General features: G+C 37.6%; 21 protein-coding genes. 11 read left to right on the forward strand and 10 right to left on the reverse strand.

All coding sequences use genetic code 11. From position 1 onward, the window contains the following. Positions 1 to 3081, reverse strand: coding sequence for a SusC/RagA family TonB-linked outer membrane protein (locus QNI15_RS29870; protein WP_314035339.1), 3081 nt, complete (start codon positions 3079 to 3081; stop codon positions 1 to 3). A gap of 343 nt (positions 3082 to 3424) precedes the next feature. Between QNI15_RS29870 and QNI15_RS29875 the strand changes: the two genes are divergently transcribed. Next, the gene (locus tag QNI15_RS29875; protein WP_313998828.1) at positions 3425 to 3973 is read left to right on the forward strand and encodes a GNAT family N-acetyltransferase; all 549 of its coding nucleotides are present in this window, start codon (positions 3425 to 3427) and stop codon (positions 3971 to 3973) included. Here QNI15_RS29875 and QNI15_RS29880 read toward each other — a convergent pair. Next, positions 3970 to 5082, reverse strand: a complete 1113-nt coding sequence (locus QNI15_RS29880) for an HTTM domain-containing protein (protein ID WP_314035341.1) — start codon at positions 5080 to 5082, stop codon at positions 3970 to 3972. The two genes, QNI15_RS29875 and QNI15_RS29880, sit on opposite strands and share 4 nt — an antisense overlap. Continuing rightward, complete coding sequence (locus tag QNI15_RS29885; RefSeq protein WP_314035343.1) at positions 5075 to 5473, reverse strand: hypothetical protein; 399 nt, start codon at positions 5471 to 5473, stop codon at positions 5075 to 5077. The genes QNI15_RS29880 and QNI15_RS29885 overlap by 8 nt, the downstream gene beginning before the upstream one ends. 55 nt (positions 5474 to 5528) lie before the next feature. Here QNI15_RS29885 and QNI15_RS29890 point away from each other — a divergent pair, with 55 nt between their 5' ends. From QNI15_RS29890 to QNI15_RS29910, 5 genes are all read left to right on the forward strand, one after another. Beyond that, on the forward strand, positions 5529 to 7292 hold the full coding sequence (locus QNI15_RS29890) for a hypothetical protein (protein WP_314035345.1): 1764 nt from the start codon (positions 5529 to 5531) through the stop codon (positions 7290 to 7292). Between the two features lie 38 nt (positions 7293 to 7330). After that, positions 7331 to 7969 (forward strand): acetyltransferase, encoded by a 639-nt coding sequence (locus tag QNI15_RS29895; RefSeq protein ID WP_314035347.1) that lies wholly within the window; start codon positions 7331 to 7333, stop codon positions 7967 to 7969. Between the two features lie 77 nt (positions 7970 to 8046). Next, positions 8047 to 8457, forward strand: a complete 411-nt coding sequence (locus QNI15_RS29900; RefSeq protein WP_313985642.1) for an ArsR/SmtB family transcription factor — start codon at positions 8047 to 8049, stop codon at positions 8455 to 8457. 39 nt (positions 8458 to 8496) lie between these two features. Next, a complete protein-coding gene (locus QNI15_RS29905) occupies positions 8497 to 8802 on the forward strand; it encodes a (2Fe-2S) ferredoxin domain-containing protein (RefSeq protein ID WP_314035349.1) in 306 nt (101 codons plus the stop codon). 282 nt (positions 8803 to 9084) lie between these two features. After that, entirely contained in the window at positions 9085 to 9558 is a 474-nt protein-coding gene (locus tag QNI15_RS29910; protein WP_314035352.1) for a hypothetical protein, read from the forward strand. 84 nt (positions 9559 to 9642) lie between these two features. Here QNI15_RS29910 and QNI15_RS29915 read toward each other — a convergent pair whose 3' ends face one another. The 4 genes from QNI15_RS29915 to QNI15_RS29930 form a co-directional block, all read right to left on the reverse strand. Continuing rightward, a complete protein-coding gene (locus tag QNI15_RS29915; protein ID WP_314035354.1) occupies positions 9643 to 10902 on the reverse strand; it encodes an Hsp70 family protein in 1260 nt (419 codons plus the stop codon). A gap of 273 nt (positions 10903 to 11175) precedes the next feature. Then, the gene (locus QNI15_RS29920) at positions 11176 to 11658 is read right to left on the reverse strand and encodes a hypothetical protein (RefSeq protein WP_313998841.1); all 483 of its coding nucleotides are present in this window, start codon (positions 11656 to 11658) and stop codon (positions 11176 to 11178) included. A gap of 184 nt (positions 11659 to 11842) precedes the next feature. Continuing rightward, positions 11843 to 13486: an ABC-F family ATP-binding cassette domain-containing protein gene (locus QNI15_RS29925; protein WP_313998843.1), complete on the reverse strand. Its 1644-nt coding sequence runs from the start codon at positions 13484 to 13486 to the stop codon at positions 11843 to 11845. A 134-nt stretch (positions 13487 to 13620) separates the two neighbouring features. Next, positions 13621 to 14550 carry a DMT family transporter gene (locus QNI15_RS29930; RefSeq protein ID WP_314035356.1) on the reverse strand — a complete coding sequence of 310 codons (930 nt, stop codon included), beginning with the start codon at positions 14548 to 14550 and terminating at the stop codon, positions 13621 to 13623. A 311-nt stretch (positions 14551 to 14861) separates the two neighbouring features. Here QNI15_RS29930 and QNI15_RS29935 point away from each other — a divergent pair, with 311 nt between their 5' ends. Beyond that, the gene (locus QNI15_RS29935) at positions 14862 to 15176 is read left to right on the forward strand and encodes a hypothetical protein (RefSeq protein ID WP_313985625.1); all 315 of its coding nucleotides are present in this window, start codon (positions 14862 to 14864) and stop codon (positions 15174 to 15176) included. Positions 15177 to 15389: 213 nt separating this feature from the next. On the opposite strand, the gene QNI15_RS29940 is transcribed toward QNI15_RS29935, so the two are convergent. Continuing rightward, positions 15390 to 16808 (reverse strand): alpha/beta hydrolase family protein, encoded by a 1419-nt coding sequence (locus QNI15_RS29940; RefSeq protein ID WP_314035358.1) that lies wholly within the window; start codon positions 16806 to 16808, stop codon positions 15390 to 15392. Positions 16809 to 17017: 209 nt separating this feature from the next. Between QNI15_RS29940 and QNI15_RS29945 the strand changes: the two genes are divergently transcribed. Further along, positions 17018 to 17473 (forward strand): GNAT family N-acetyltransferase, encoded by a 456-nt coding sequence (locus QNI15_RS29945; protein WP_314035360.1) that lies wholly within the window; start codon positions 17018 to 17020, stop codon positions 17471 to 17473. Between the two features lie 87 nt (positions 17474 to 17560). On the opposite strand, the gene QNI15_RS29950 is transcribed toward QNI15_RS29945, so the two are convergent. Together QNI15_RS29950 and QNI15_RS29955 are read right to left on the reverse strand one after the other, a co-directional pair. Further along, on the reverse strand, positions 17561 to 18379 hold the full coding sequence (locus tag QNI15_RS29950; RefSeq protein ID WP_314035363.1) for a DUF1963 domain-containing protein: 819 nt from the start codon (positions 18377 to 18379) through the stop codon (positions 17561 to 17563). Between the two features lie 183 nt (positions 18380 to 18562). Next, on the reverse strand, positions 18563 to 19477 hold the full coding sequence (locus QNI15_RS29955) for an SMI1/KNR4 family protein (protein ID WP_314035365.1): 915 nt from the start codon (positions 19475 to 19477) through the stop codon (positions 18563 to 18565). A gap of 183 nt (positions 19478 to 19660) precedes the next feature. Between QNI15_RS29955 and QNI15_RS29960 the strand changes: the two genes are divergently transcribed. The 3 genes from QNI15_RS29960 to QNI15_RS29970 all read left to right on the forward strand — a co-directional run bounded on the left by QNI15_RS29960 (position 19661) and on the right by QNI15_RS29970 (position 23099). Then, positions 19661 to 20596, forward strand: coding sequence for an extracellular catalytic domain type 1 short-chain-length polyhydroxyalkanoate depolymerase (locus QNI15_RS29960; protein WP_314035366.1), 936 nt, complete (start codon positions 19661 to 19663; stop codon positions 20594 to 20596). A gap of 207 nt (positions 20597 to 20803) precedes the next feature. Beyond that, positions 20804 to 22399 carry a sensor histidine kinase gene (locus tag QNI15_RS29965; protein WP_314035368.1) on the forward strand — a complete coding sequence of 532 codons (1596 nt, stop codon included), beginning with the start codon at positions 20804 to 20806 and terminating at the stop codon, positions 22397 to 22399. Between the two features lie 7 nt (positions 22400 to 22406). After that, positions 22407 to 23099 (forward strand): LytR/AlgR family response regulator transcription factor, encoded by a 693-nt coding sequence (locus QNI15_RS29970; RefSeq protein ID WP_314035370.1) that lies wholly within the window; start codon positions 22407 to 22409, stop codon positions 23097 to 23099. The last annotated feature ends 8 nt before the right edge of the window (positions 23100 to 23107 follow it).

The following is a 23107-nucleotide window of genomic DNA, read 5'->3' on the forward strand; positions in this document are numbered from 1 at the left end:
TTAAAAACCAATAGTCACTCCTACCATTATATTCCTCACCTGTGGAAAAGTAAAGAGATCTAGACCTTGAGCAGCCGTGGAACCATCCAAGGTACTTACTTCCGGGTCTGGACCAGAGTAACGAGTAAGAGTAATTAAGTTAGTTGCGGATAGGAGTATTCGTACAGACTGTACTTTAAAGCGTGTAAGCAATTGCTTTGGTAGAGTATATCCCAAAGAGATATTCTTTAAACGAATATAAGATCCATCTTCTACAAAACGACTGCTTAACATTGTATTTGGATTATCATCTTCGTTTCTCTCTGGATTATACTGATATCTGGGCACATCTGTAATATCTCCGGGCTTTCTCCATCTTCTTAAAGCTGTTCTTGACTGATTGTTACGAATATTTTGTCCTGAATTAAGTAGGGTAGTATTACTAAAATTGAGAATTTTATTACCATAGGAAAACTGAAAAAACACACTTAGATCTAGATTTTTCCAGGATAAGGTATTAGTTATACCACCTATTAATTTAGGTTGTGCATTTCCTATTACTTGCGCATCCTCGGCAGAAATAGTTCCATCACCTGTGTTATCTCTATAAATAGCATCACCTGTCGCAGGATCTACACCTAAAAAATCTAAGCCCCAAAATGTTCCCAATGGCTCACCTACTTTAATAATATTTGTACTAGAAGTTCCACTAGCAGGATACCCTCTATATAGGGGTAAAGAATCCGATAAAGATTCAACCTTGTTTTTGTTATGAGATATATTAATATTAGTACGCCATTTAATCGCTCTATCTACTACAACCCCGTTCACAGAAAACTCAATACCCTTATTTGAAACAGACCCTATATTTCCCTGAAATCCACTAAACCCAGTGGTTGTGGGTAGAGGAAAAGTATTGAGTAATTTTGATGTTAAGTTATTATATACATCTAATGTCACACCCAATCGTCCACTCCATAAAGATGCTTCAATACCTACATTTATTTCACGGGTCTTCTCCCATTGTAAGTTATTATTGCCTAAAGCAGAAGGTGTCAGCCCAGTTGTACCATTATAAGTAGCACCACTAAATCTGGTTAAAAACTGAAACTCTCCTATGCGTTCATTTCCTGTAAACCCATAACTAGCTTTCAAACGCAAGTCATCTAAAAATGTATATTCTTTCATAAAATCTTCAGCAGAAATGCGCCATGCAGCAGAGAGAGAGGGAAATACACCATATCTTTTTCCTTTACCAAATCTAGAAGATCCATCATATCGCGCAGTTGCACCAAATAAATATTTATCTTTAAACTTATATTTTACTTCCCCAAAAAATGAAACTAAACCATTGGAAACCAAAAAAGAGCTGCCCTCATTAATAGAGGCAATTGGATCTCCAGTAATAGGATCTGTGATATATGTAAATTCATCTCTTGGAAATAATCGGCCTACTATTTGAGAGGTACGTTCTGTTCGTTTAAGAATTTCATTTCCTAATAAAATATCAAATTCATGAACATGATTCTCACCTTTTACATAGTTATATGTCAATAAATTCGTATTATTTAATGTAATGTAGTTTCCACTACCGTATATACCGTAACCTTTTCCTCCAACAGAAGGAAGAAATCCACCTATTGCAGTAGTTGAGGGCTCAAACTGATCATCTGTCACACCATTATAATCTGTACTTAATTTGGTTCGAAACCTGAGATTTGGTAAGAAAGCATATTCAGCAGTGAGACCAGCGACTATTTTTGTAGTAAATGTCTGGAATCTGGGAAGTAATGCTTGACCAACTGGATTAAAATTGGGAAAGCCTGGATAACCAGGGCTATTGGGAACCAATAATTGTCCTTGTTCATTATAAGGACTATCAAATGGTAAGCTTTTAATAGCACCAGAATAAACTCCATCTAAAAAATTATCTCCTTTTACTCTATCATTTCGAGTACGGGAAACCATAAGATTATTACCAAATGAAAGTTTATCTGTAGCTTTATGGTCTAAGTTAATAGTCCCTGAAAAACGGATAAATTTATTATTTAACTGTACACCTTCTTCATCACGGTAGTTGATACTTGTATAGAAGCGTGTACGTTCATTACCTCCTCTTGCACTAATTTGGTATTGCTGATACAATGCCCGACGCAGTACAGCATCTATCCAATCTGTATTCACAGCATCTGTTACTCCCGGAATTAAGCCTAATTTATCTGGATCGCCACCTCCATTTACTACTGCTTCACGTTGTAACTCTAGAAGTTCATGGGCATTTAATAATTCAGGTTTTCTAACGACATCAATAAGTCCTCGTTGTATATCAGCTTCAATTGTAGTACGGGTATTAGCCTTTCCTCTTTTAGTTGTGACCAACACCACTCCATTAGCAGCCCGAGATCCATAAATAGCTTTTGCAGAAGCATCCTTTAAGACTTCAATAGATTCGATATCATTAGGATTAATTGTAGAAAATGCATTATCCTTCTGCCCACCAAAATCACGTAACCCTAATTCGCCATCTTCAACAGGAATCCCATCTACAATAAATAAAGGCCTATTGGATGCTGAAATTGAAGTACTTCCTCTAACTCTAACTGAGATCCCTCCACCTGGTGTTCCTGAAGATTGAGTAACCTGTACACCAGCTACCTGTCCTTGCAGTGCCTGATCCATCCCTACTACTGGAATATCCTTAAATTTATCACTTGTTATAGTTGCAATAGAGCCACGAATATCACGTCGTTGTTCTGTCTTATAACCCGTTACTACTACCTGAGTCAGCTCTGTCACATTGGGTTCCATCTGTACATTTATAGTGGCACGGTTACCAATGGGTACTTCCATTGTCTGACGTCCAATGAAGCTAAAAACAAGTAAAGCCTTTTCGGGTACGTTTGAAATCGAGTAATTGCCACTAACATCTGTAAGAGTGCCATTGGTAGTTCCTTTTACAGATACAGAAACTCCAGGCATTGCTTCATTGTCTTCAGACTGCGTTACCTTACCTGTTATAGTGCGGGTCTGCTGAGCAGAAAGCTCACAAAAGAGTAATACGGAGACAAAAAATGATAAACCAAATCGTAAAAATATATTCATGCAATAATCATTATGAATGTGGTCAGGCAGATAGTATTTCTAAAGAATATTCTTACTAAAGGCACATTAGGTCTCTACTTACTTAGTATCTGGATTTTCCATAATCCATACATAAACCAGCAGATAGTATGCAAATACCCTATCTATTGCTAGTTTTGATCATACAAACAGATCCTTTTTTTAGAAAACAAGCAGATGAAGAGAAGACTTGTAACAAGGTACTATTTTTTACAAAAAAAACACAGCAGGTTGTTATAAAACATTAAAATTATCCTGTTTTATTATTTTTTCGTTATTGCATTTTCTTTTTTGTATATTCGTTGTCAATGCATAAACTGAGCATATGCTATTTAGCCGAGCCCGAACTATTCCATTTCAACTACGTCTGTTACAGGCAGAGGATGCCAGTCAACTTTTTTATACTATCCATACTAACCGCGCCTATCTGCGACAATGGCTTCCATGGGTTGATGGAACATTGAATGTAGATGATTCGCTGGCATTTATTGAAGACACGATAACACAATACAAACAGGGAGAGTGTGTTGTAGCTGCAATCTGGTGCGAAAACAGGATTATAGGATGTATTGGTTTGAATAATATACAAACATTCCATCAAAAAGCTGAAATAGGCTATTGGCTTTCCCGCAACTATCAGGAAAAAGGAATTATTACCCGAGCCTGTCGGCAAATGATCAATTATGCGTTTGACGAACTAAAACTAAACCGGGTTGAAATCCTGGTTGCTGAGAAAAACCGCCGTAGTCGCTCAGTAGCCGAACGACTTGGCTTTGAGGAAGAAGGTTTATTACGAAACTACTACCGACATCGTCAGGAATTCGTAGATGTGGTCATCTATGGCATGCTGAAAAAGTACTGGAAATCAAGTTAAGCTTCTTTATCTACCGACTTTTTGCCTGTCAAATCTGCATTCTTTGTATTGAGTCCATCAAATAAGAATAAGCCATACAGCCATACCCAGGCATTTACAATACCTCCTACTCCCATCAATATATATGTGCTACTATGAAATAGAACACCTACTGGCAGAATTATCCAACGTGTAGCAGGAAAGAAAACGATAAGAATAAAACTTAGTTGAAATAGTAAAGCCATAGCTGGCAAGAGTATACATAGCCAATCCTGATTGGCAACCCACAAGCCAGTAGGGGTTGAATGTAAGTACAGATAATTCCGAAAAGTTTCAGGATCTAACCATTCCATTCCTCCTATCAAAAGTTTTTCCAAACCAGCCTGAAGATATAAAATTCCTATTACCATCCGGATTAATGGCAAAGCCCATTGTACATAGGAATGATTAGTCTGTATAATCAGAAGCGGCATAAGCCACAACACATAAGTCAAAGGAGCGAATGCATGATCCAGTTTTTCAAAACTGTATAGCCAGCCCTGCAACAAAGTAAATACTATGGCTACTACCATTGCGCATATACTACTCTTAAAACGAAACAGCATTCCAAAACAGCCAATCAGTAATAACCCATACCCAATACCTATCCATATAGGAGAAGGAAATGAGAGGTGCAATAATCTCAGTAGTAATAAAGGCTTATATAGTACCTGCGCCTCATAAAGATGAGTTAGAACAATATACCAGTCATAGGTAAAATAAATAACACAGGTATATACAACCCATATGTATATCTGAATATTCCTCTGCGAAATTCGTACCTGCCACAGTTGATCTAACCAGGTTGTATGAGATGTCCAGTAGTTTCTGGCAAACCAAGTAAATACCAGGAAGCAAGTAATCAATCCCAAACGGATGATGATCTGATCGGCATGTCCGAGAAAAAAAGAAAGCTCGAAACGATGTTTTTCTATTGGAAACCGAGGATACAGACTATTTACCAGTTGAGTGAACCAATCAGGCGCTCTATCATAAAAACTTTGTATTACCAAATTGCGTATCCATAGTATATAGACCAAAGTTGTGACCACCCAGATGCTACTCCATCCTATTACTAACTTTTTATTCATGTGAACTGGGTTTAAAAGAAGCTACAACTGTTGTATCCACCTTACGATGATCTACCTCACTTACCATACGCAGCAACTGCCATTCAGAAATTGTATCCGCATGAGGGGTAATGGAATGAATACGCCTCAAAAGTGTATCTGCTTCATGACGATAGTAATAATTACGCATCAGGTATGCCAGGCTACCCAGTTTAGTTTCTTCAGGAGATAGTATATATGTTTTATCTGCATTACTGATTATTCGCAGAGAAAAATACTCTGTTTGTATTTCCCGATGAACAGGTTCTGCAAACATTCCAAACCGAAACAAAGGATAGAGATCTGTTTGGAAAACAAAAGGTATCCATACTAGTAGCAACACAACGGGTATGATAATCTTCCCTGTTTTCATAATGCATGATAAGTGATGCGCCAAAGTTGAAAAAAAATGTTCATCTTCGCCAGTTATGAAAACAACTTCAGGCAAAATCCGGATCATGCAGATTATAGGTAGCCTGCTCCTTCGATCTGGATTTATTGTAGTTACTATACTATTCTTAGTAGTAAGTTACCTTCTAGTTAGTTCTTCCTACGCTAACATTATCCAATGGATTGCTCAAACGTATATACCTACGAATAAGCTGGACAAATTTCAGCATTCTATCCTGACTCCATCGAGATTTGTTCTGGTACGCTATTTCTCTGTGATAGCAACACTTGTTTCAGCCCTATGTACTTATTTAATCTGGAAAAAAATACCACCTGCTATACAACTAATAACTGACTGGATACTTTCTATCTATAATCTATTACAAAAGACATATGTTAAAACAACCGATATAGAACGTATATATCTACTAGGTTTATGTATTCTGATCTGTATAAGTAGAATATACTTTCTCACTAAACTCCCACTACATGTAGACGAACGGTTTACTTATCTGTATTTTGTAAGTAAAGGATGGATTGTTTCGGCAGTATACTATCCAGGTCCCAACAATCACATTCTATTCTCTTTGCTTTGCACAATAGTTAATTTTTTTCTCCAAAGCCCATTGTGGGTACTACGTCTTCCCGCATTGCTATCTGGTATAGTAGCACTCTTTGGAATTTGGGTTATTACACGTTATCATTTTTCAGCATTCATTGCGATCGTTTCCGTAAGCTTACTGGCTTTTTCACCACAAGTCTTTGGGTATAGCATTCAGGGCCGTGGATATAGCCTGCTGATTTGCTGGATAGTACTGGCAACGGGTTGTGTACTTTCTATTATCTCTGCAAGAAAAATAAGCAGACTTACTTCTATTATATTCATTATCAGTTGTTTTCTGGGATTTTATACTATTCCGATCTTTCTGTATCCATTTGCAGGCCTGAGTTTATATCTGATGCTATTCTTTCTGACACAAAAAAATATGCATCAATTGGTTTGTCTTCTTTGGATGGAAATCTGTATTGGTATATTAGTAACATTGGTGTACATCCCTGTACTATTGCTCAACGGCTGGGGTGCAGTGACAGCAAATACATGGACAACCCAGTTGGAATGGACTACATTTCTGGAGGGTTTACAAACTACCCTTACTGATTTAGCAGACTTCATGTGGAATAGTGTTCCGTATTCTATTTGGTTTACCCTACTTATCAGTATGGGTAGTATACTTCTAATCTTCACTCGCCAGATTACTGGTTTTCAGAAACACTGGCTGCAACTGTATCTTCTTACACTATGGATTATCATTCCCATTATGGTTTTACAAAGAGTATTACCTTATGGTCGTATTATGATCTATATCCTGCCTCTGCAATGGCCTGCCATAGCAATCTTAGGACAGTATGTATTTTCTTACTTCCAGTATTATCGTGTTTTTATCACAGGTGGACTTATAGTATATGCTTTATCGTGCATTAATACATTTCATCAACTAACTACGCCAAAAGGTAAAGGAATATATAACAGTCTGGACAATGTTAGCTACTGGCTATATAGTCATCAGGCAAATGGAGTATTTGTACAATACTATGAGTATGGATTATGTATTTTATTTCAATATGAAACGAATCACAGAACAATTCAGTTAGATATTGGCGCAGATCGGTTTTCCACAAAAAAAAAATATAATTTTGTCGTAGTTCATAAGGATCATGAATTCCCAGCATCTTTATCAATGTCTTCATACCAGATTGTATATAAAGACACGGATGCCACCATTTATCAATACAGACATTGAAAATGGATTTTAGAATCTTTACTTTTATTAGTTAATATATGGAAAACCCGGTTATTATTTTTGGTGCAAAAGGTCTGGGACGTGTAGCATTGGATATCTTTCAGAGCAATGAGGTGGTAGTATATGGATTTCTGGACGATGACAAACAGTTGCACAATACAGAAATTATGGATATCTCTGTACTTGGCGATACAGATGATGATGGCTTTCTGAAGCTGATTGGCAAAAAATGTGAAGCATTTATAGCGACAGACGACAATAAATTACGAAAACATCTGGTGGAAGTACTACTGGAAAAACGTAAAATAATGCCTGTTAATGCTATTCACAAACAAGCCTATATTGCCCCTTCAGCATCAATCAGTCATGGAAATTTAATTAGTGCAGGTGTAATCATCAATTCGGCTGCCAGCGTAGGTAGTCATTGCATTTTGCATGCCAATACTGTAGTTGACTATGAAACTACACTTGGTGATCTGGTACAGGTAGGCACGGGTAGTATTATTGGAAGTGGTGTTACTATTGAAAATGGCACATTTATAGGAAGTGGCGTTACTATTGTTTCAGGAATTACCATAGGCAAAAACGCCCGAATTGGTGCGGGATCTGTTGTTATTGAGAATGTTAAAGCAGGAGCAACCGTATTTGGTAACCCGGCAAAGGTTATCGAAAGATAAACGAATGATGGCTTGATGGATGCAAGTTTTCTTGTACAACTATTCTGCCATTATTCTATTCATAAATCACTCACAAAATGAAACTCAAAAACTTCAATCTTACTTTCGGAAGTCAGCTATTCAAAACTTTCAGTGACGAATCCCGGGTACGCATTTTATTTCTTCTTTATAAAAACAAAGAAATGTGCATATCTGATCTGGAGCAGATCTTGGACTTTACACAGGCTAAAACATCCCGCCATGTGTTATACCTGAAAAATTCCGGATTATTGAGTTTCAAGAAAATGGACCAGTGGGTATACTATTATCTGAAAGATGAGTTTACTGAGATTGTAGGACAGTTGTTTCAGTATATGAGCAAAGATACCACTCTGCAAAATGACTATGAGACGTTTCAGGTCTTGTATTCTAATCGTGAGTTGGCAATTAATAAGCTTCATCAGGATCGGCAACGAATGAAAGAGTTTCGTTTACGTGGAAAAGAATAATTAACCAATATATTACTATATCTATACCAACAATTTATTATGAAATTTAAGAAGCACGTATTTATCTGCACAAATCAGAAAGAAGCGCCTAAAAAGTCGTGTGGAGAAGCGAACGGGATGGCTTTGGTAGAGGAATTTAAAAAAGAATTGAAAGAAAGAGGTCTTCAGATCGAAATCAGAGCGCAACGTGCAGGCTGCCTGGATGCCTGTGCATTTGGCCCAAGCCTGGTTGTATATCCGGAGGGAGTCTACTATGGTAATGTACAGCTGACAGATGTAAAAGAGATTGTAGAAGAGCATCTGATAGCAGACCGCCCTGTTCAACGATTGGTTCTACCCTTTTAAAGAGGCTGTTTCTTTATACAAAACTGCCTATCCGGAATATATATCCGGATAGGCAGTTTTTATTTTTATCCAGTAATGCTCAGATAAGTATCTACAAAATTACGATTCGCCAGAGACCCCACACAATTCCACTAAACTACTATAAATGAATATATTACCCTAATAAAAGCATTTATCTAAGCCCTATACAACCCTATCTGAAATCTTTTAGTATGTAACCCTGCAGGAAGCCATATCGTAAGATATGGCAGTACACTTAATTGTAGAACCTAAATTTGTTTCATGAAAAATTTAAGAAAAGGTATTTTATTTGGGTTGCTTTTATGGACTGCAGTAGCCTGTAAAGATGATGACAAAGATCCTCAGGCCACAAATCTTGGGACGTATTCCGGAACGGCGGCTGTAAGTCAGGATAATACTGGAGGGAATTTATTAAATACAAAAATCACGATTACACGCCTTGATCAGAAGGCTACCATCAAAATCTCAGCAGTACCGGATTTTGAACGCGAATTCACTGCAGATGTAACTGCTTCCGTAGAAACAGGAAATACCAAAAGTTATTCATTTACACTCACACAGCAAACTGCGCCAACTGGCAAGAATGTGGGAGGAACTGTGATTGTACAAGGGAATCAATTATCAGCCGATATCACAATCCCCAATGATCAGATCAACGCCTATGACACTGATAATAAATCAGTTCAACTAACGGGTAATATTAAGTTGCTTGCAGGTTCTTTTGTGAAAGAATAAACTCTATAGCAAGAGACTTTACTATCTGACAGTAAAGTCTCTTCTTAAAGCTATGTTTCTCTCTCTTTTAGGCATCAAACCCGTTTATCTACCAAATTTATTCTGACTATCATAAGCCAATCCAAGCCCTACACTGGATAATTTATTTTCATCAGCTATAGCCGCATTGGGAAACAATAGCTTAAATTCCTGTTGCACTAATGGTACCTCTGTAGTTCCGCCGGTAAGTATAACCAGATCAATATCTTCCCGCTTCACTCCTGCTTCCTGGATACACTGTTTGGCAGAATCAGAAATCTTCTCAACCTCTTCCCGTATGGCATCTTCAAATAGATCCCGTTTGATCTGAATAGAAAAGCTATCCTCAATAAACTCAAAAGACGCGTTATATTCTGCCTGCCCGGTCAAGGCAATTTTTGTATCTTCAACACTTGCCAGCAGTGCATGTCCACTCTCCTGTTCCAACACTCGCAACAATCTGCCAAAACGTGTCTTATCATGCGACTGAAATAACAGCTGACGTGTATGGACTACCATTTTGGTTGTATACAGGAAGTTAATCTTACTCCATTCCGAAAGATCAAAATAAGGTTTTAAAGGTACTTCCAGTTTTTTATCGCCATAGGTGGTTTTATAGCCTAGTTCCGGCATGACAACAGCCAGACTCAGATCCTTATCAAAATCATTTCCACCAATCCGAACACCCGTATTAGCCAGGATATCCGAAGCTCTATCTGTTTTATGTACATACTGATTAGACAAGCGAATTACTGTAAAGTCTGAAGTACCTCCACCTAGATCTACTACAATAGCCAGCTTTTCACCTGATAGCTTGACTTCATGTGCAAATGCAGCAGCAATAGGTTCAAACTGAAAATCTATATGTGCAAATCCTAAGCTCCGAGCCACCTCACGCAACTCAGCTTCTGCCCGCTTATCAGCCTCTAGATCATTGTCAACAAAGTGTACAGGGCGTCCCATAACCACATGTTCTATTTCTTTGCCTGCTATACTCTCTGCTTTGGCCTTCAAATTAACCAGAAATTCTGCAATGATCTTTTCGAATTTTATCGGACGACCATTGATGATTGTGCCTTGTTTCATCACAGAGGTTCCCAATACCCGTTTCAAGCTTCGCATAAATCGGCCTTCTTTCCGTTCAAAGAACATTCGAATAGCAGCTCTGCCATAATGAGGAACAGCCTCTTTATAAGGGTAAAAGATTGCACTAGGAATAGTGACAGAGGTTCCTTCTATCGGAACCAGGCTGATATTTCCATTATTAGCAACAGCGATACTTGAATTGGATGTTCCAAAATCAATTCCACAGGATATATTTGTCATAGTAGGAGGTTTTAGCAATCTTAGAGAAAACACACAGATCTGTGGAGTAGTATAAAGACGATGATACCACTATAAATATGAACTCCATATTCATAGTGGTACATGTATTTCAAACTATACCTAATCCTAATCAGATCTTACCCTTATTTGCAGTAAGTTAACTCAGTACCTTGTATTTCAGAGAAAATTACTCAATTGAATCCGTTATGCTTTGCAAAAAGGGGGGCAAAAATAAGAAATATAAATCTATTTTCCTGTATCCCTGTCCTATTTTCACCACAACATTTCCTGACTATCTATTTCGCCTTCTACTAAGGGCACTAACTGAAGTTGCTTCATTACATCATACTGTTCTTTACTCATTAGCCCAATACAAGTCCAGTCGCTGACATGAAATTGCGAGAATCGCAACGAACAGGTTGTACGTTCACAGAGAAACAGATTTAACTTAAAACATAACTGATCATCCGAATAGTGGGTATCCTCTTTTTCATAAATAAGCTCCTCACCATCTATGAGCAGATAGATAAATGGGCCATCGTATGATAGAACCTGAAAATCAAGATCAGGCTTGCAGAAAGTTGACAATTGATGAAATACACTTACATAGCTCTCTGTATCATAGAAAGATTTATAATCCAGAAAACAATAAAACTCTCTTTTTAGCAAGGACTTTGCCCAAGTCATATTCTTGAGACTGGTATCCTTAAAAGGTTCATACCATTCCTGTCCCTGAAAATCTTTTTCAAATAACATAGTTGTGAAAAATCCTGTTTATAAAATAATACATAGAGTCTGACAATCTTTGAATCTATATCAACGAAATACGGAAAAGGTAAACGCCCTGCCCAAATTGCAATTCTATCAGAATAATGACAAAATAAAACCCTCTGCCTTATGATAAGACAGAGGGTTTCTATATATAGCAGAACACTATAGTTTATTTTACAGCTTTCCGCTCAATTTCACGTAGGTTTTCCATCTTCTTATTTCTCAGGAAGCCATTGATATCTTCAAAGTGCTCCTTAATACGTTTATTGCCAAACTCAAATACTTTATCAGCCAAACCATCCAGGAAGTCACGATCGTGTGATACCAGAATCAATGTACCATCAAAAGCCTTCAATGCTTCTTTCAGAATATCTTTTGTTTTTATATCCAGGTGGTTGGTAGGTTCGTCAAGAATTAACAAGTTCACAGGTTGTAACAATAACTTTATCATAGCCAAACGAGTTCTTTCACCACCAGAAAGAAATTTAACTTTCTTATCAATAGTCTCCCCACTGAACATAAAAGCACCAAGAATATCTTTGATTTTTGTACGAATCTCCCCTACTGCAATCTGGTCAATAGTCTGGAAAACAGTTAGTTCACCATCTAGCTTAGAAGCCTGATCCTGTGCAAAGTATCCGATCATGCTGTTATGACCCACCTGTAACTTTCCTTCAAAATCAATCTCGCCCATAATTGCCTTCACCAATGTAGATTTACCTTCACCATTCCGGCCTACAAAGGCCACTTTCTGCCCACGTTCAATAGTGACAGAAGCGTCTGCAAATACCACATGATCTCCATAACGCTTGGTTAATCCTTCTACAATAACAGGGTAATTACCTGAACGAGGAGCCGGAGGGAACTTCAGATTCAAATGTGAAGTATCCACTTCATCCACTTCAATGATCTCAATCTTTTCCAGCATCTTCACACGAGATTGTACCTGAAGTGTTTTGGAATAGGTTCCTTTGAACCGATCTATGAATTCCTGAATCTCAGCAATCTGCTTCTGCTGATCATCGTATTGTTTTTGCTGCTGTTCGCGACGTTCTTTCCGCAACTGAAGATAATGAGAGTAGGTCGCTTTGTAATCGTAAATACGCCCCATTGTCACTTCTATGGTCCGGTTTGTGATATTGTCAACAAATGTTTTATCGTGGGATATCACAATTACAGCTTTGGCATTATTTACCAGAAATTCTTCCAGCCACTGAATAGATTCAATATCCATGTGGTTAGTAGGCTCATCCAACAGAATCAGATCCGGTTTTTGCAACAAAATCTTAGCAAGCTCGATCCGCATACGCCACCCACCACTAAACTCATTGGTAGGACGGGTAAAATCACTCCGTTGAAAGCCTAATCCCATCAACGTCTTTTCTACTTCTGCATCAAAATTGCTATCTTCTATCGAATAGTATTTCTCACTAAGTTCAGATACCTGTTCTATGATCTTGGCATATTCATCTGATTCATAATCTGTCCGCGTCTCCAATGCCAGATTCAACTCATCCATCTGCTTTTTCATTTCCAGTATTTTTCCAAAAGCTTTGGAGGCTTCTTCAAATACAGTACAATTGTCTTCTGTTAGCAAATGTTGAGGCAGATAAGCAATTACTGCATCCTTGGGAGCAGATATTTTTCCGCGTGTGGGTTTATTTACGCCAGCAATAATTTTCAGTAAGGTTGACTTTCCGGCACCGTTTTTACCCATTAAGGCAATCCGGTCATTCTCATTAATATTAAAGGTAATGTTGCTAAAAAGAGCGGCACCGTTAAACTCTACTGTAATCGAATCAACTGAGATCATGAGGTATAAAGATTTTAAAACACAAATATAGGGTATATCCTTGGAAATATTCTATTGTTGTTTTTAACACGACTGCCCATGTGATAAATTTCCTAAAACCGTAGTTCCTTCTACCTCACTATCAGGCACCTTTACTAAGAAACAGACTTCTTATTAGAAACAGTACTGATCCAGACCCCAAGCAGAACAAGAACAGTCCCGGCAACTTGCCATAGGGAAATTGGTTCGTGCAAAAAAACAACTGCAATAACGGCTCCCATCACCGGGTCAAGATTATTAAATATCCCTACCTCAACCGCATTTAGGTATTTCATGGCATCATTATACCAGAAATAGCTTAATGCAGAAGCCAGTACTCCCAGATAGAAAATTTCAAGCCAGCCTCGCCAGGAAATAACAGGTAATGGTTCATAGTATAATTCTACTCCCATCAGAGGGAGAAAACATATCGTTCCAATTACAGTAGACCAGGTAGTAAGATGTGTCGAATCCAGATGTGATAGTTTTTTGGAAATGATGGTATAGATCACCCAGCATAATGCAGATAGAATTACCAGGATATTTCCAACAATCACAGAAGGCATCCCCCAAACAAAAGACTCTATAAAATCAGTAGTTTCAGGATTGGATACAAAACCTATACAGATCACACCAATAATGGAAATTACCACACCCACAAGTTGAATCGATTGAAGTCTCTCTTTCAAATAAAGAGCAGCCAGTACTACCACACCCACAGGAATAAATCCCTGAATCAAAGACCCAATGGCAGCAGAAGTATATTGTAATGCCAGATTAAAGAATGTATAATATAAGGTCACTCCTGTAATACTCATACCTATTACTTTATACCAAACAGACCGATCCCAGCCAATATAATTTGGTTTGTTTCGTTCTTTTACAAACAGAATAATAAGTAAGATAACAGATGCGAGAGCAAAACGCAGAAACGCAAAAAATACAGGTGGGATGTGATCAACGCCTGCCTTAGTTACTGAAAATGAACCTGCCCAGATAAGCATTACTAAAGTAACCTTAACGACAGCTTTACTATGTATAGTCATAAAATAAGAATACAGGCGCAAATATACCTGAAAGTTTCTCCTGTAGTTGTTATTAACCTAACATTCAACTACTAGCAAAGTGTATAACCTTTTAGAATAAAAGTAAGATATCTGTTTCTGCTAAGTACTATTTTACCTATCCAATTTACAGGTGTTAAGAGTCATTCTTTAGTTCATCGAATAAAGTCTTATGTCTACCGAAAAACGTTTCAGTTTGGTGGGATTTTAAAAGCAGGAATTCACGAAAAGGTTAACTTTAGATATAAGCTTCAACAGCTATCATGTAAGTTTTAAATCATTTTTGCACAACTATGAAGTCTATACAACTTGACGCATTAAGCCAGTATTTCCCTCAGTTACTTTCTAAATCTATTAATGAGCTTTACCAAAGTTCTTTTGAACCACAGCAGATAGTGTTGTTTTTTGAAGGATGGGAGTTTTATGAGCCTTACAATCGCTACATTGATGATACAGAGAGTCGCAATATTGTATGGTTTAATGAATCAACCTATTGCATTAACGGGACTGAGTTGAAATGGCCTGTAACCCTGAATGACTTTATCACTGATTGCCATTCATTTAATGTAGATCTACGCTGGAATCCAGCTATTCAGGAAAGATTTTAGTGACCAATTTATATTTCTATAATAATATCTAACCTCCATAACTATCTATTAATCAAGCCTATTATTTTAATAGGCTTTTTTTATGATAGTAGTTAATCCGAACTTTAACAAAAAGAAACTGTAAAGTTTCAATATATCCAGACATCTGTTTACTCATGTATTCACCTATAGGCTATGAAGAGGTCTATAGGTGAATACATGAGTAAATAGAATTTATTTCCCTGCTACTTTTTTTAACCAGTCTCCTATTGCAGTGAGTGCAGTCGGGTCAATTGTCTGCTCAATAGTACCATATTCGTCAGGAAATCCACTATCAGCTTTCTGAAACAAGTGATTAAGTCCTTCCAGCTTTTGTACCTGATACTTTTTGTTTCCTCCTTGCTTCAATGCAGTTTCAATGCCTTTCAAATTGTTATCTGCCAGTACCTGAACATCTTTACTCCCGTTGATAGCCAATACAGGTATACGTACTTGTTTAAGAACAGGAATTGGATCAAAATGGATGAAGTATTTCATCCAGGGAGATTGAGCAAGTTCTACGCTTTGTAAAAAGGCATCTTCCGTGATTTCCAGCTGTTTTTTACGAGTGTCACTTATACCCGCTGCTTTATCTTTTATAAGTTTAGCAATGCCTTCTTTACGTTTTTGTTTATCTGTATTATTGTTCTCAGCAAGCTTGTCGACTGCATCTGATAACTCCAGAATGGTTTTTATTTCGCTATCACTAGCACCCATTTTCTTATAAAAAGTAATTGCCTGGGTTCTGAGAATTTGTTCTCCGGTTATTCCGGGTCCAGCCATTAATACAATAAAAGCTACATCCGGGCTTTTGGAAGCTACGATGGGTGCTATCATACCTCCTTCACTATGCCCTATCAAGCCAATCTTCCAGGGATTTATTTCTTTTCTTGTTTTTAGATAATCGATTCCGGCTTTGACATCCTCGGCAAAATCAGCACTTGTAGCAGTAGAAAAACTTCCTGTAGATTTTCCCACGCCCCGATCATCCACCCGAAGGACGGCAAACCCTTGTTTTGTCAGATAATCAGATAATACAAGGAATGGTTTATGGGCAAACAATGTCTCATCTCGATCCTGTGGCCCGGATCCTGAAATCAATATCACAACAGGAAAAGCTGTTCCCGTTTGGGGCAAAGTCAATGTTCCGGCAAGTTTAGTGTGAGTGGATGGATTCTCATAAATAACATCTTCTTCTTTATATGGGAAAGGACGTAAAGGAAGCTGAGGTCTGTTTACAGTAATTCCCTTTTCGCTCTTCTGCATAACAAGTGGAAAACTGTGTCCATTCTGAGTAAATAGGCCTTGTATCAAAACACTGTCTTTACGATACAATCCTTTATACACAGCTCCTAGCCGATTCATAATTAACGTCAGACTATCATTCTGAAATGTAACAATATCAATAGGGATATCTTTCGCACCCTGATCTGGGCTATCCAATGTTGCCTTATACCCGTTGGCCTCTGTATGAATATGTGTTATCAATCGCAATTTAATGCCCGATACGGCTAATGTCCCTACCCAGGAACCTTCCACAGGTGAGAGTTGCTGGGCTTTCACAGAAAGGCATAAGCAGACCAATAAGAAAAATCCAGGTATACATGCTTTCATAATTGTCTTGTGTGGTTATTTACTATGTGTAACACTTTTGATAAGTAATACTGTAAATTAGCAGAAGCTATACCCATAAAATTATAGAATAGAATATATTATCAAATTCTTTTTTACGAAAGGTTATCCTGTCATACATACTTCAAGTAATCAAGTATAAGTACATATTCTTTCCTATCGTTTACTACTCACTACCACCTCTATCTATCATGAACCTCACTTATCGCCTGGCGTTAAAGTCCGATCTGATTACGATTGTACAAATGCTGTCTGATGACAAATTGGGAGCAGAAAGAGAAAACTTTCTGCTCCCGCTACCAGTATCTTATCTGAATGCATTTGAGGCAATCATTCGTGACCCCAATCAGGAATTAACGATAGTAGAACAGGAAGGAGAGATAGTAGCTACCTTTCAGCTAACCTTTATCCCCTACCTGACTTATCAGGGAATTACTAGAGCACAGATTGAGGCTGTACGAGTTAAATCTGACTATAGAGGACAAGGATTAGGAACCGAAATATTTCAGTATGCTATCCGGCGATCAAAAGACAAAGGAGCTCATTTGCTTCAGTTGACAACTGATAAAAAACGTCCGGAGGCCAAAAAGTTTTATGAGTCACTAGGCTTTGTTGACTCACATGAAGGAATGAAACTGTATTTGTAGTAAAGAATGCAACTATATTAATCAATCAACTAATTTAGAATAACCACACCAGTTGATTGATTATTTTGTCCAACATATCTATCTGTATTATGTACTTTGAATGTCATAAAATGCAGCACTAAAATTTCGGTTTGCCAGATCCTCTTTTGAGATACCAATATACAAAATTGCCAGACTCTTAAAAGGCGTTGCACCTTGGTAAAGAAGTACATGCGAATCGTTTAAAGCCTTCATCTCTGACTCATATTTCTCATTCCAGACTTTGTATTTTTCCGGATCACTGGGAGCACGGCCATGTAGCTTCCATATATTCTGACGAAAATGATAGAACCAGGGGTTATACTGTGTTTGTTGTGGATGCCCTAGCAGGTTACTGCTATAGTCATCTGAGCCGTCTATTTCTTGTATGGATCTGGCTACCTTTTGCAGAGTATCAAAGTCTTCACCCAGATTTAATTTTTCATATGCGGCAGATTTGTATCCAGGTAATGTATGCGATATCTCAAAGCTCATCCTTTTACCATCAGTAGACCTGTTTGACTGAATAGACTCTGGGATGTAAATTAGCTTAAGATCCTCTTTTGCATCTGGATACGCACCGTTTGATTGTAATCCTTTGAGAAATGCATATAGCATTCCTTCTGTTGGCAATAGACTCTGACTATCAAAAGGAGCAATTTCAGAGAAATTGAGTTGAAAAAGAAAGTTATCCTCTCTTCCAATATCTAATATCATATTGTCAGGTATATCTGGCAAACCTCTGAATTTGGACTGTCCAAATTTGGGTTGACCTGCTTCACTTAATACAATAGTAGGTTTCAAGGCTTGAATGACAGATTGAATATCTGCCTTCCAGGAATAATGACGAATGCAATCAGTGGCTGCATCCAAAGGTACAGATGCCATAGCTAAATAGTTATTCTGTCTGAGATGATTAACACAGGCAGAGAGTAAAAAATGAAAATACAGCGTCTAATTTTAAAAATAATCTTAAAGAAAGCAGTAGCCTACACGTAATATTTACATATGCTATATTATCTTACAATTTCCCACCATATACCAATACTTTGGGAATAAAATATCGAAGAATCAAGATTCATCAAAAGGCACCAGCAATATTGAAGCAGTTATTTCTTTTTCCTTGAGTTTTAGTAATAGATTGTTGATTACCACTGCATATTCTGTACTATCACGTTCTGATGTAGCATCTTTTTGTGTGGGCACAATTTCTATCACAAAAGTATTGTCTGCATGATTCTGAAACAGGTAAGTTCCAGAACGATGCTGATTGGGACTTACCACAATGTGGAAAGATAAATCAGATGTAATCTCTAACTCTCCACTAAACCATTTATCAAAATTAAACCAGCCATACCGATCTGTTGTATGTTCCTGAAATTTCACACTCCATTGAACAGCCAATACATCAATAATCGCATCAATACTTAGTGAAGATCTGATACCTATATAAAAACTAGTAGATTCATATCCATAATAAACAAGTTCACTAACTAGCTTTTCAAATGATTCAACTCTTAGATACTCTTCAAAACCATTCCCACGTTCCATATCAAAGAAACAAACTTCCGGCTCTGACCTCACTGTTTCTTCATGCCAGCCATAGTCGAAACACATATATGAATGTCCATACATACTTGAAACAATAATCAGACGATCCATATGATTAATTTCTGTTTGTACTAGTTCTTCAATTTCTTCTTCATCCATAAACTCACTTAATTCCTGAAGAACATTTACTACTGAACCAACAAAAATCGGATCAAGTTTGGCATTGTTGTAGAATAATTCCTGTATACCATCTTCGAAAGGATAAGCACGTCTTCTGAGATGGCCGCCATTCTGAATCTTCATCAAATCTCTATACAATTCCGGAAAGCGAAATCCAATAGTGGATTCTATTTTAAGAATTTCCTCTTCTGTTCTTCCTCTGGTACGGTCTGTAAATCCCTTAGCTGGCTGAATCCAAAAATCATCTGTAAGCATTATCAAAAACATTTATGTGTACACAATACATTTTCAAACATAGATTTTTTTTGGAGATTTGCAATTTTTCTATTTGTTGGAGCCACATTGTACTGACTATATTTTTTTGGATAAAAACACTCATTAAACTTTTTTGTCATTTCTCAATCAAAGCATCTGACTAAACAATTTACTAAGCTCCATATGATTAGAACCGGCATATACATCTCTTTGACTATAGTACTCTTCACTATCTTTTCTTTTACAGGTTGTCGACGAAGAGATTCTATTCCTATCGATAATGTATTTCGTTTTAAAGAGACACTAACTGTAGATGGTCTGCAAAGAACTTATACATTAAACCTGCCTCCCACCTATTATACTTCTTCTGATTTTTCACTGGTTATTGCTATGCATGGAGGTGGAGGAAATGCAGACCAGTTTGAAACCACCTCCAAATTAACTGATAAGGCTAATTCTGCCGGATTTATTGTGGTGTATCCGGAAGGAGTTCAAAGCGATGGACTGCTGAAAGCTCGTACATGGAATGCAGGTGGATGTTGTGACTATGCCCGTGATCATAACATTGATGATGTAAACTTTATCAGGCAGCTTATCAACCATCTGGTAAGTACCTATAAAATAAATCCCAAAAGAGTTTATGCTACAGGGCATTCCAATGGAGGTATGTTATCTTATCGTCTAGCCTGTGAGATGCCTGAAAAAATTGCAGCCATTGCAACCAGTTCCTGTACAATGGTAGTAAAACAACCTTGCAATCCATCTCGTCCAGTTCCTGTATTACATATGCATTCTGTAAAGGATGACCATGTCCCCTATAAGGGAGGTGTGGGTATCAGCAATGCGTATTTCCCTCCAATTGATTCAGTATTGAATGCATGGTCAGCCATTAATGTCTGTGCCAACCCTGCTCAGGTTTTAGTCAATGACAACAAATATAAATACACTAAATGGTCAGATTGTGAAGACAATGTAACCATACAGTACTACCTCACCCAGGATGGTGGTCATGCCTGGCCAGGAGGACTACCTGGAAGCTCTAATGGTGATACACCTTCCACTGTGATTAATGCAAATGATTTGCTTTGGGATTTCTTCCAGCAGTATCAGCTTCCCTGATCCAAATTATCTCCTGCTTTCACATATTTAAAGCAGGAGATAGTCATATGCTCCACTCTATATTCCCCACCCATTTTGATTCTGTCACATTTTCAGGCAGGTCTGTCACATTTGTAGGAAATATTCCTTATCCTATAGTAATCTTGGTAAAAGATACGAACAGAAACAGGTTTGTACAGATTTACTACCACTCAATTACTATATCCTATGAAAATCAGATGGAGGGAACATGAAGTATTGTTAGCAACCATACTGACTGTTATTACAGCATTCAGTTATATATGGGATACACAACATCTTACAGTCTGGCAACTGGAAGAAATTCGTTCTCACTTTGCAAAAGCCCACATTCTTTTTAGCTTGATCTGCCACAGAGTAATTCCACAAACAGGTGTATTACTGGTGCTCTACCTCTTTTATCTCTGGATCAATCTGAGAATACTACCCAACATATTGCAGTCAGATACAGATAAAAAAATAGTTATCGTAGAATCCAAATTTGTTTCATTGGAAGTAATTAGTCATCTTTTCCCTAGAAAATACATCTGGGGTATTATACAACTCCTATTGATTAGCTATTTGCTGGCGTTGGGAGCTAATGTAGCCTCTTATTTTGCACGTCCAGATTACGTTAACTATGGGGACTTCAGAATTCTGGCCTTGTTTGGATACAATGACCATCCACTAACAAACTTACTAGCTGGATTTGGCCGGGCACTGGCACTAGTATGTATCTACCTGGCATATGTTGCAATACGCGAATTTTGTATTCACTTCATTACCACAACCAGTCGTCGAAGCTCTTATTATATATTGGTGGCCAATCAGATTACAGGCTCGTTCGTTATTTTCCTGTGTATACCTTTCTTTCTGGCGGTCTTTCATCTGATTGGAGATACTCCATTCTTTGAAGTATACTTTGCCTTTATTCCGCCCTGTATTATCACTTATCTCTATACAACCTATTGGTTATTTCCACTGAAAGGCCAAAGATCCTTTTTACATTCCCATGTTATTTTCCGCTTACTGTCTATTTTACTTCCACCCTTGATTTTTACTTTTGTTGCTATAGAACATTATAATCCATTTGTCAGACTCTTTTGGATCAATGTGGGACTTCAACTTTTTATTGTCACTCCTGTTTCATGGGTGTTGTATCAGCAAAAAGAAGACAAAATCCTTCAGCTCAGAGGAGTCGAAAAGGAATTAGTCCGTTCCAAAACAGATTTGCAATTTTTGCGTTCTCAGATTAACCCCCATTTTTTGTTTAATGCATTGAACACATTATATGGAACTGCTATACTGGATGGATCAGAACGCACAGCAGAAGGGATTCAGAAACTGGGAGATATGATGCGATTTATGCTCCATGAAAACAACCAGAATTTTATTTCCATGCATCGCGAAATAGAGTATCTGAAAAACTATATTTCATTGCAAAAGCTACGAATTCACTCCTCTTCTGCAATCGAAATTGAAGATACTATTGACTCTCAATACTGTAATCATACCATTGCACCTATGCTTCTGATTCCGTTTGTAGAAAATGCATTTAAACATGGTATAAGTCTGAATGAAAAATCATGGATAAAGATCAAACTGGAATGTGACCAGGAAACTATCCGATTTGAAGTACGAAACAGTATGCATATTCATAAAACCAATAATCCAGAAAAGGAAAAATCAGGTATTGGGTTAAAGAATGTACTGGAACGTCTGAACTTGCTCTATAAGCACAAACACCAGTTCAATGCACATGGTGATGGAAATGAGTTTGTTGTTCAACTGGTGATTCAACCTTAAAAAATGTATGATGACAGCCATAGTTATAGATGATGAACCCATTGCATTGGAAATAATCAGAAGCCTTTCAAGGAAAGTAGCATTTATTGAATTTAAAGCCTATTTTGCCAATGCCTTTGAAGCGGTAGACTTTCTGCAAAAAAATAAAGTAGACTTGCTCTTTCTGGATATTAAGATGCCTGATATCTCAGGAATTGAGTTTCTGCAATCTCTTGCCAGTCCACCTATGGTTATCTTTACTACTGCCTACAGCGAGCATGCTGTGCAAAGTTTTGAACTCGATGCTATTGATTATCTGCTTAAGCCTTTTTCGCTATCACGTTTCTTAAAAGCCTGTACCAAAGCCCATGAACAGTACGAACTTCGAAAAAATAATATAATCACACCACCAGTAACCTCATCAATCTTCATCAAAAGTGGATATGAACAGATTCGTGTTGCACTTGACGAAATCTGGTATGTTGAAAGCAGTGGCAACTACATGAAGTTTGTACTCGAAAAACAAAAGATAGCCTCCAGACTTACCATGAGTGAAGCAGAAGCCCTTTTACCTGCTTCAGATTTTATACGCATACATCGTTCGTTTATTGTTGCCAAAAAGCAAGTCAGCAAAGTAGACAGACACAGTGTATGGATACGACAAACCGAACTTCCCATTGGAGCAGCCTATGCTCATGAAATTGAAACAATCTTTCAGTAACACTCTAA

The organism is Xanthocytophaga flava, from assembly GCF_030068545.1.
Taxonomy (GTDB): domain Bacteria; phylum Bacteroidota; class Bacteroidia; order Cytophagales; family 172606-1; genus Xanthocytophaga; species Xanthocytophaga flava.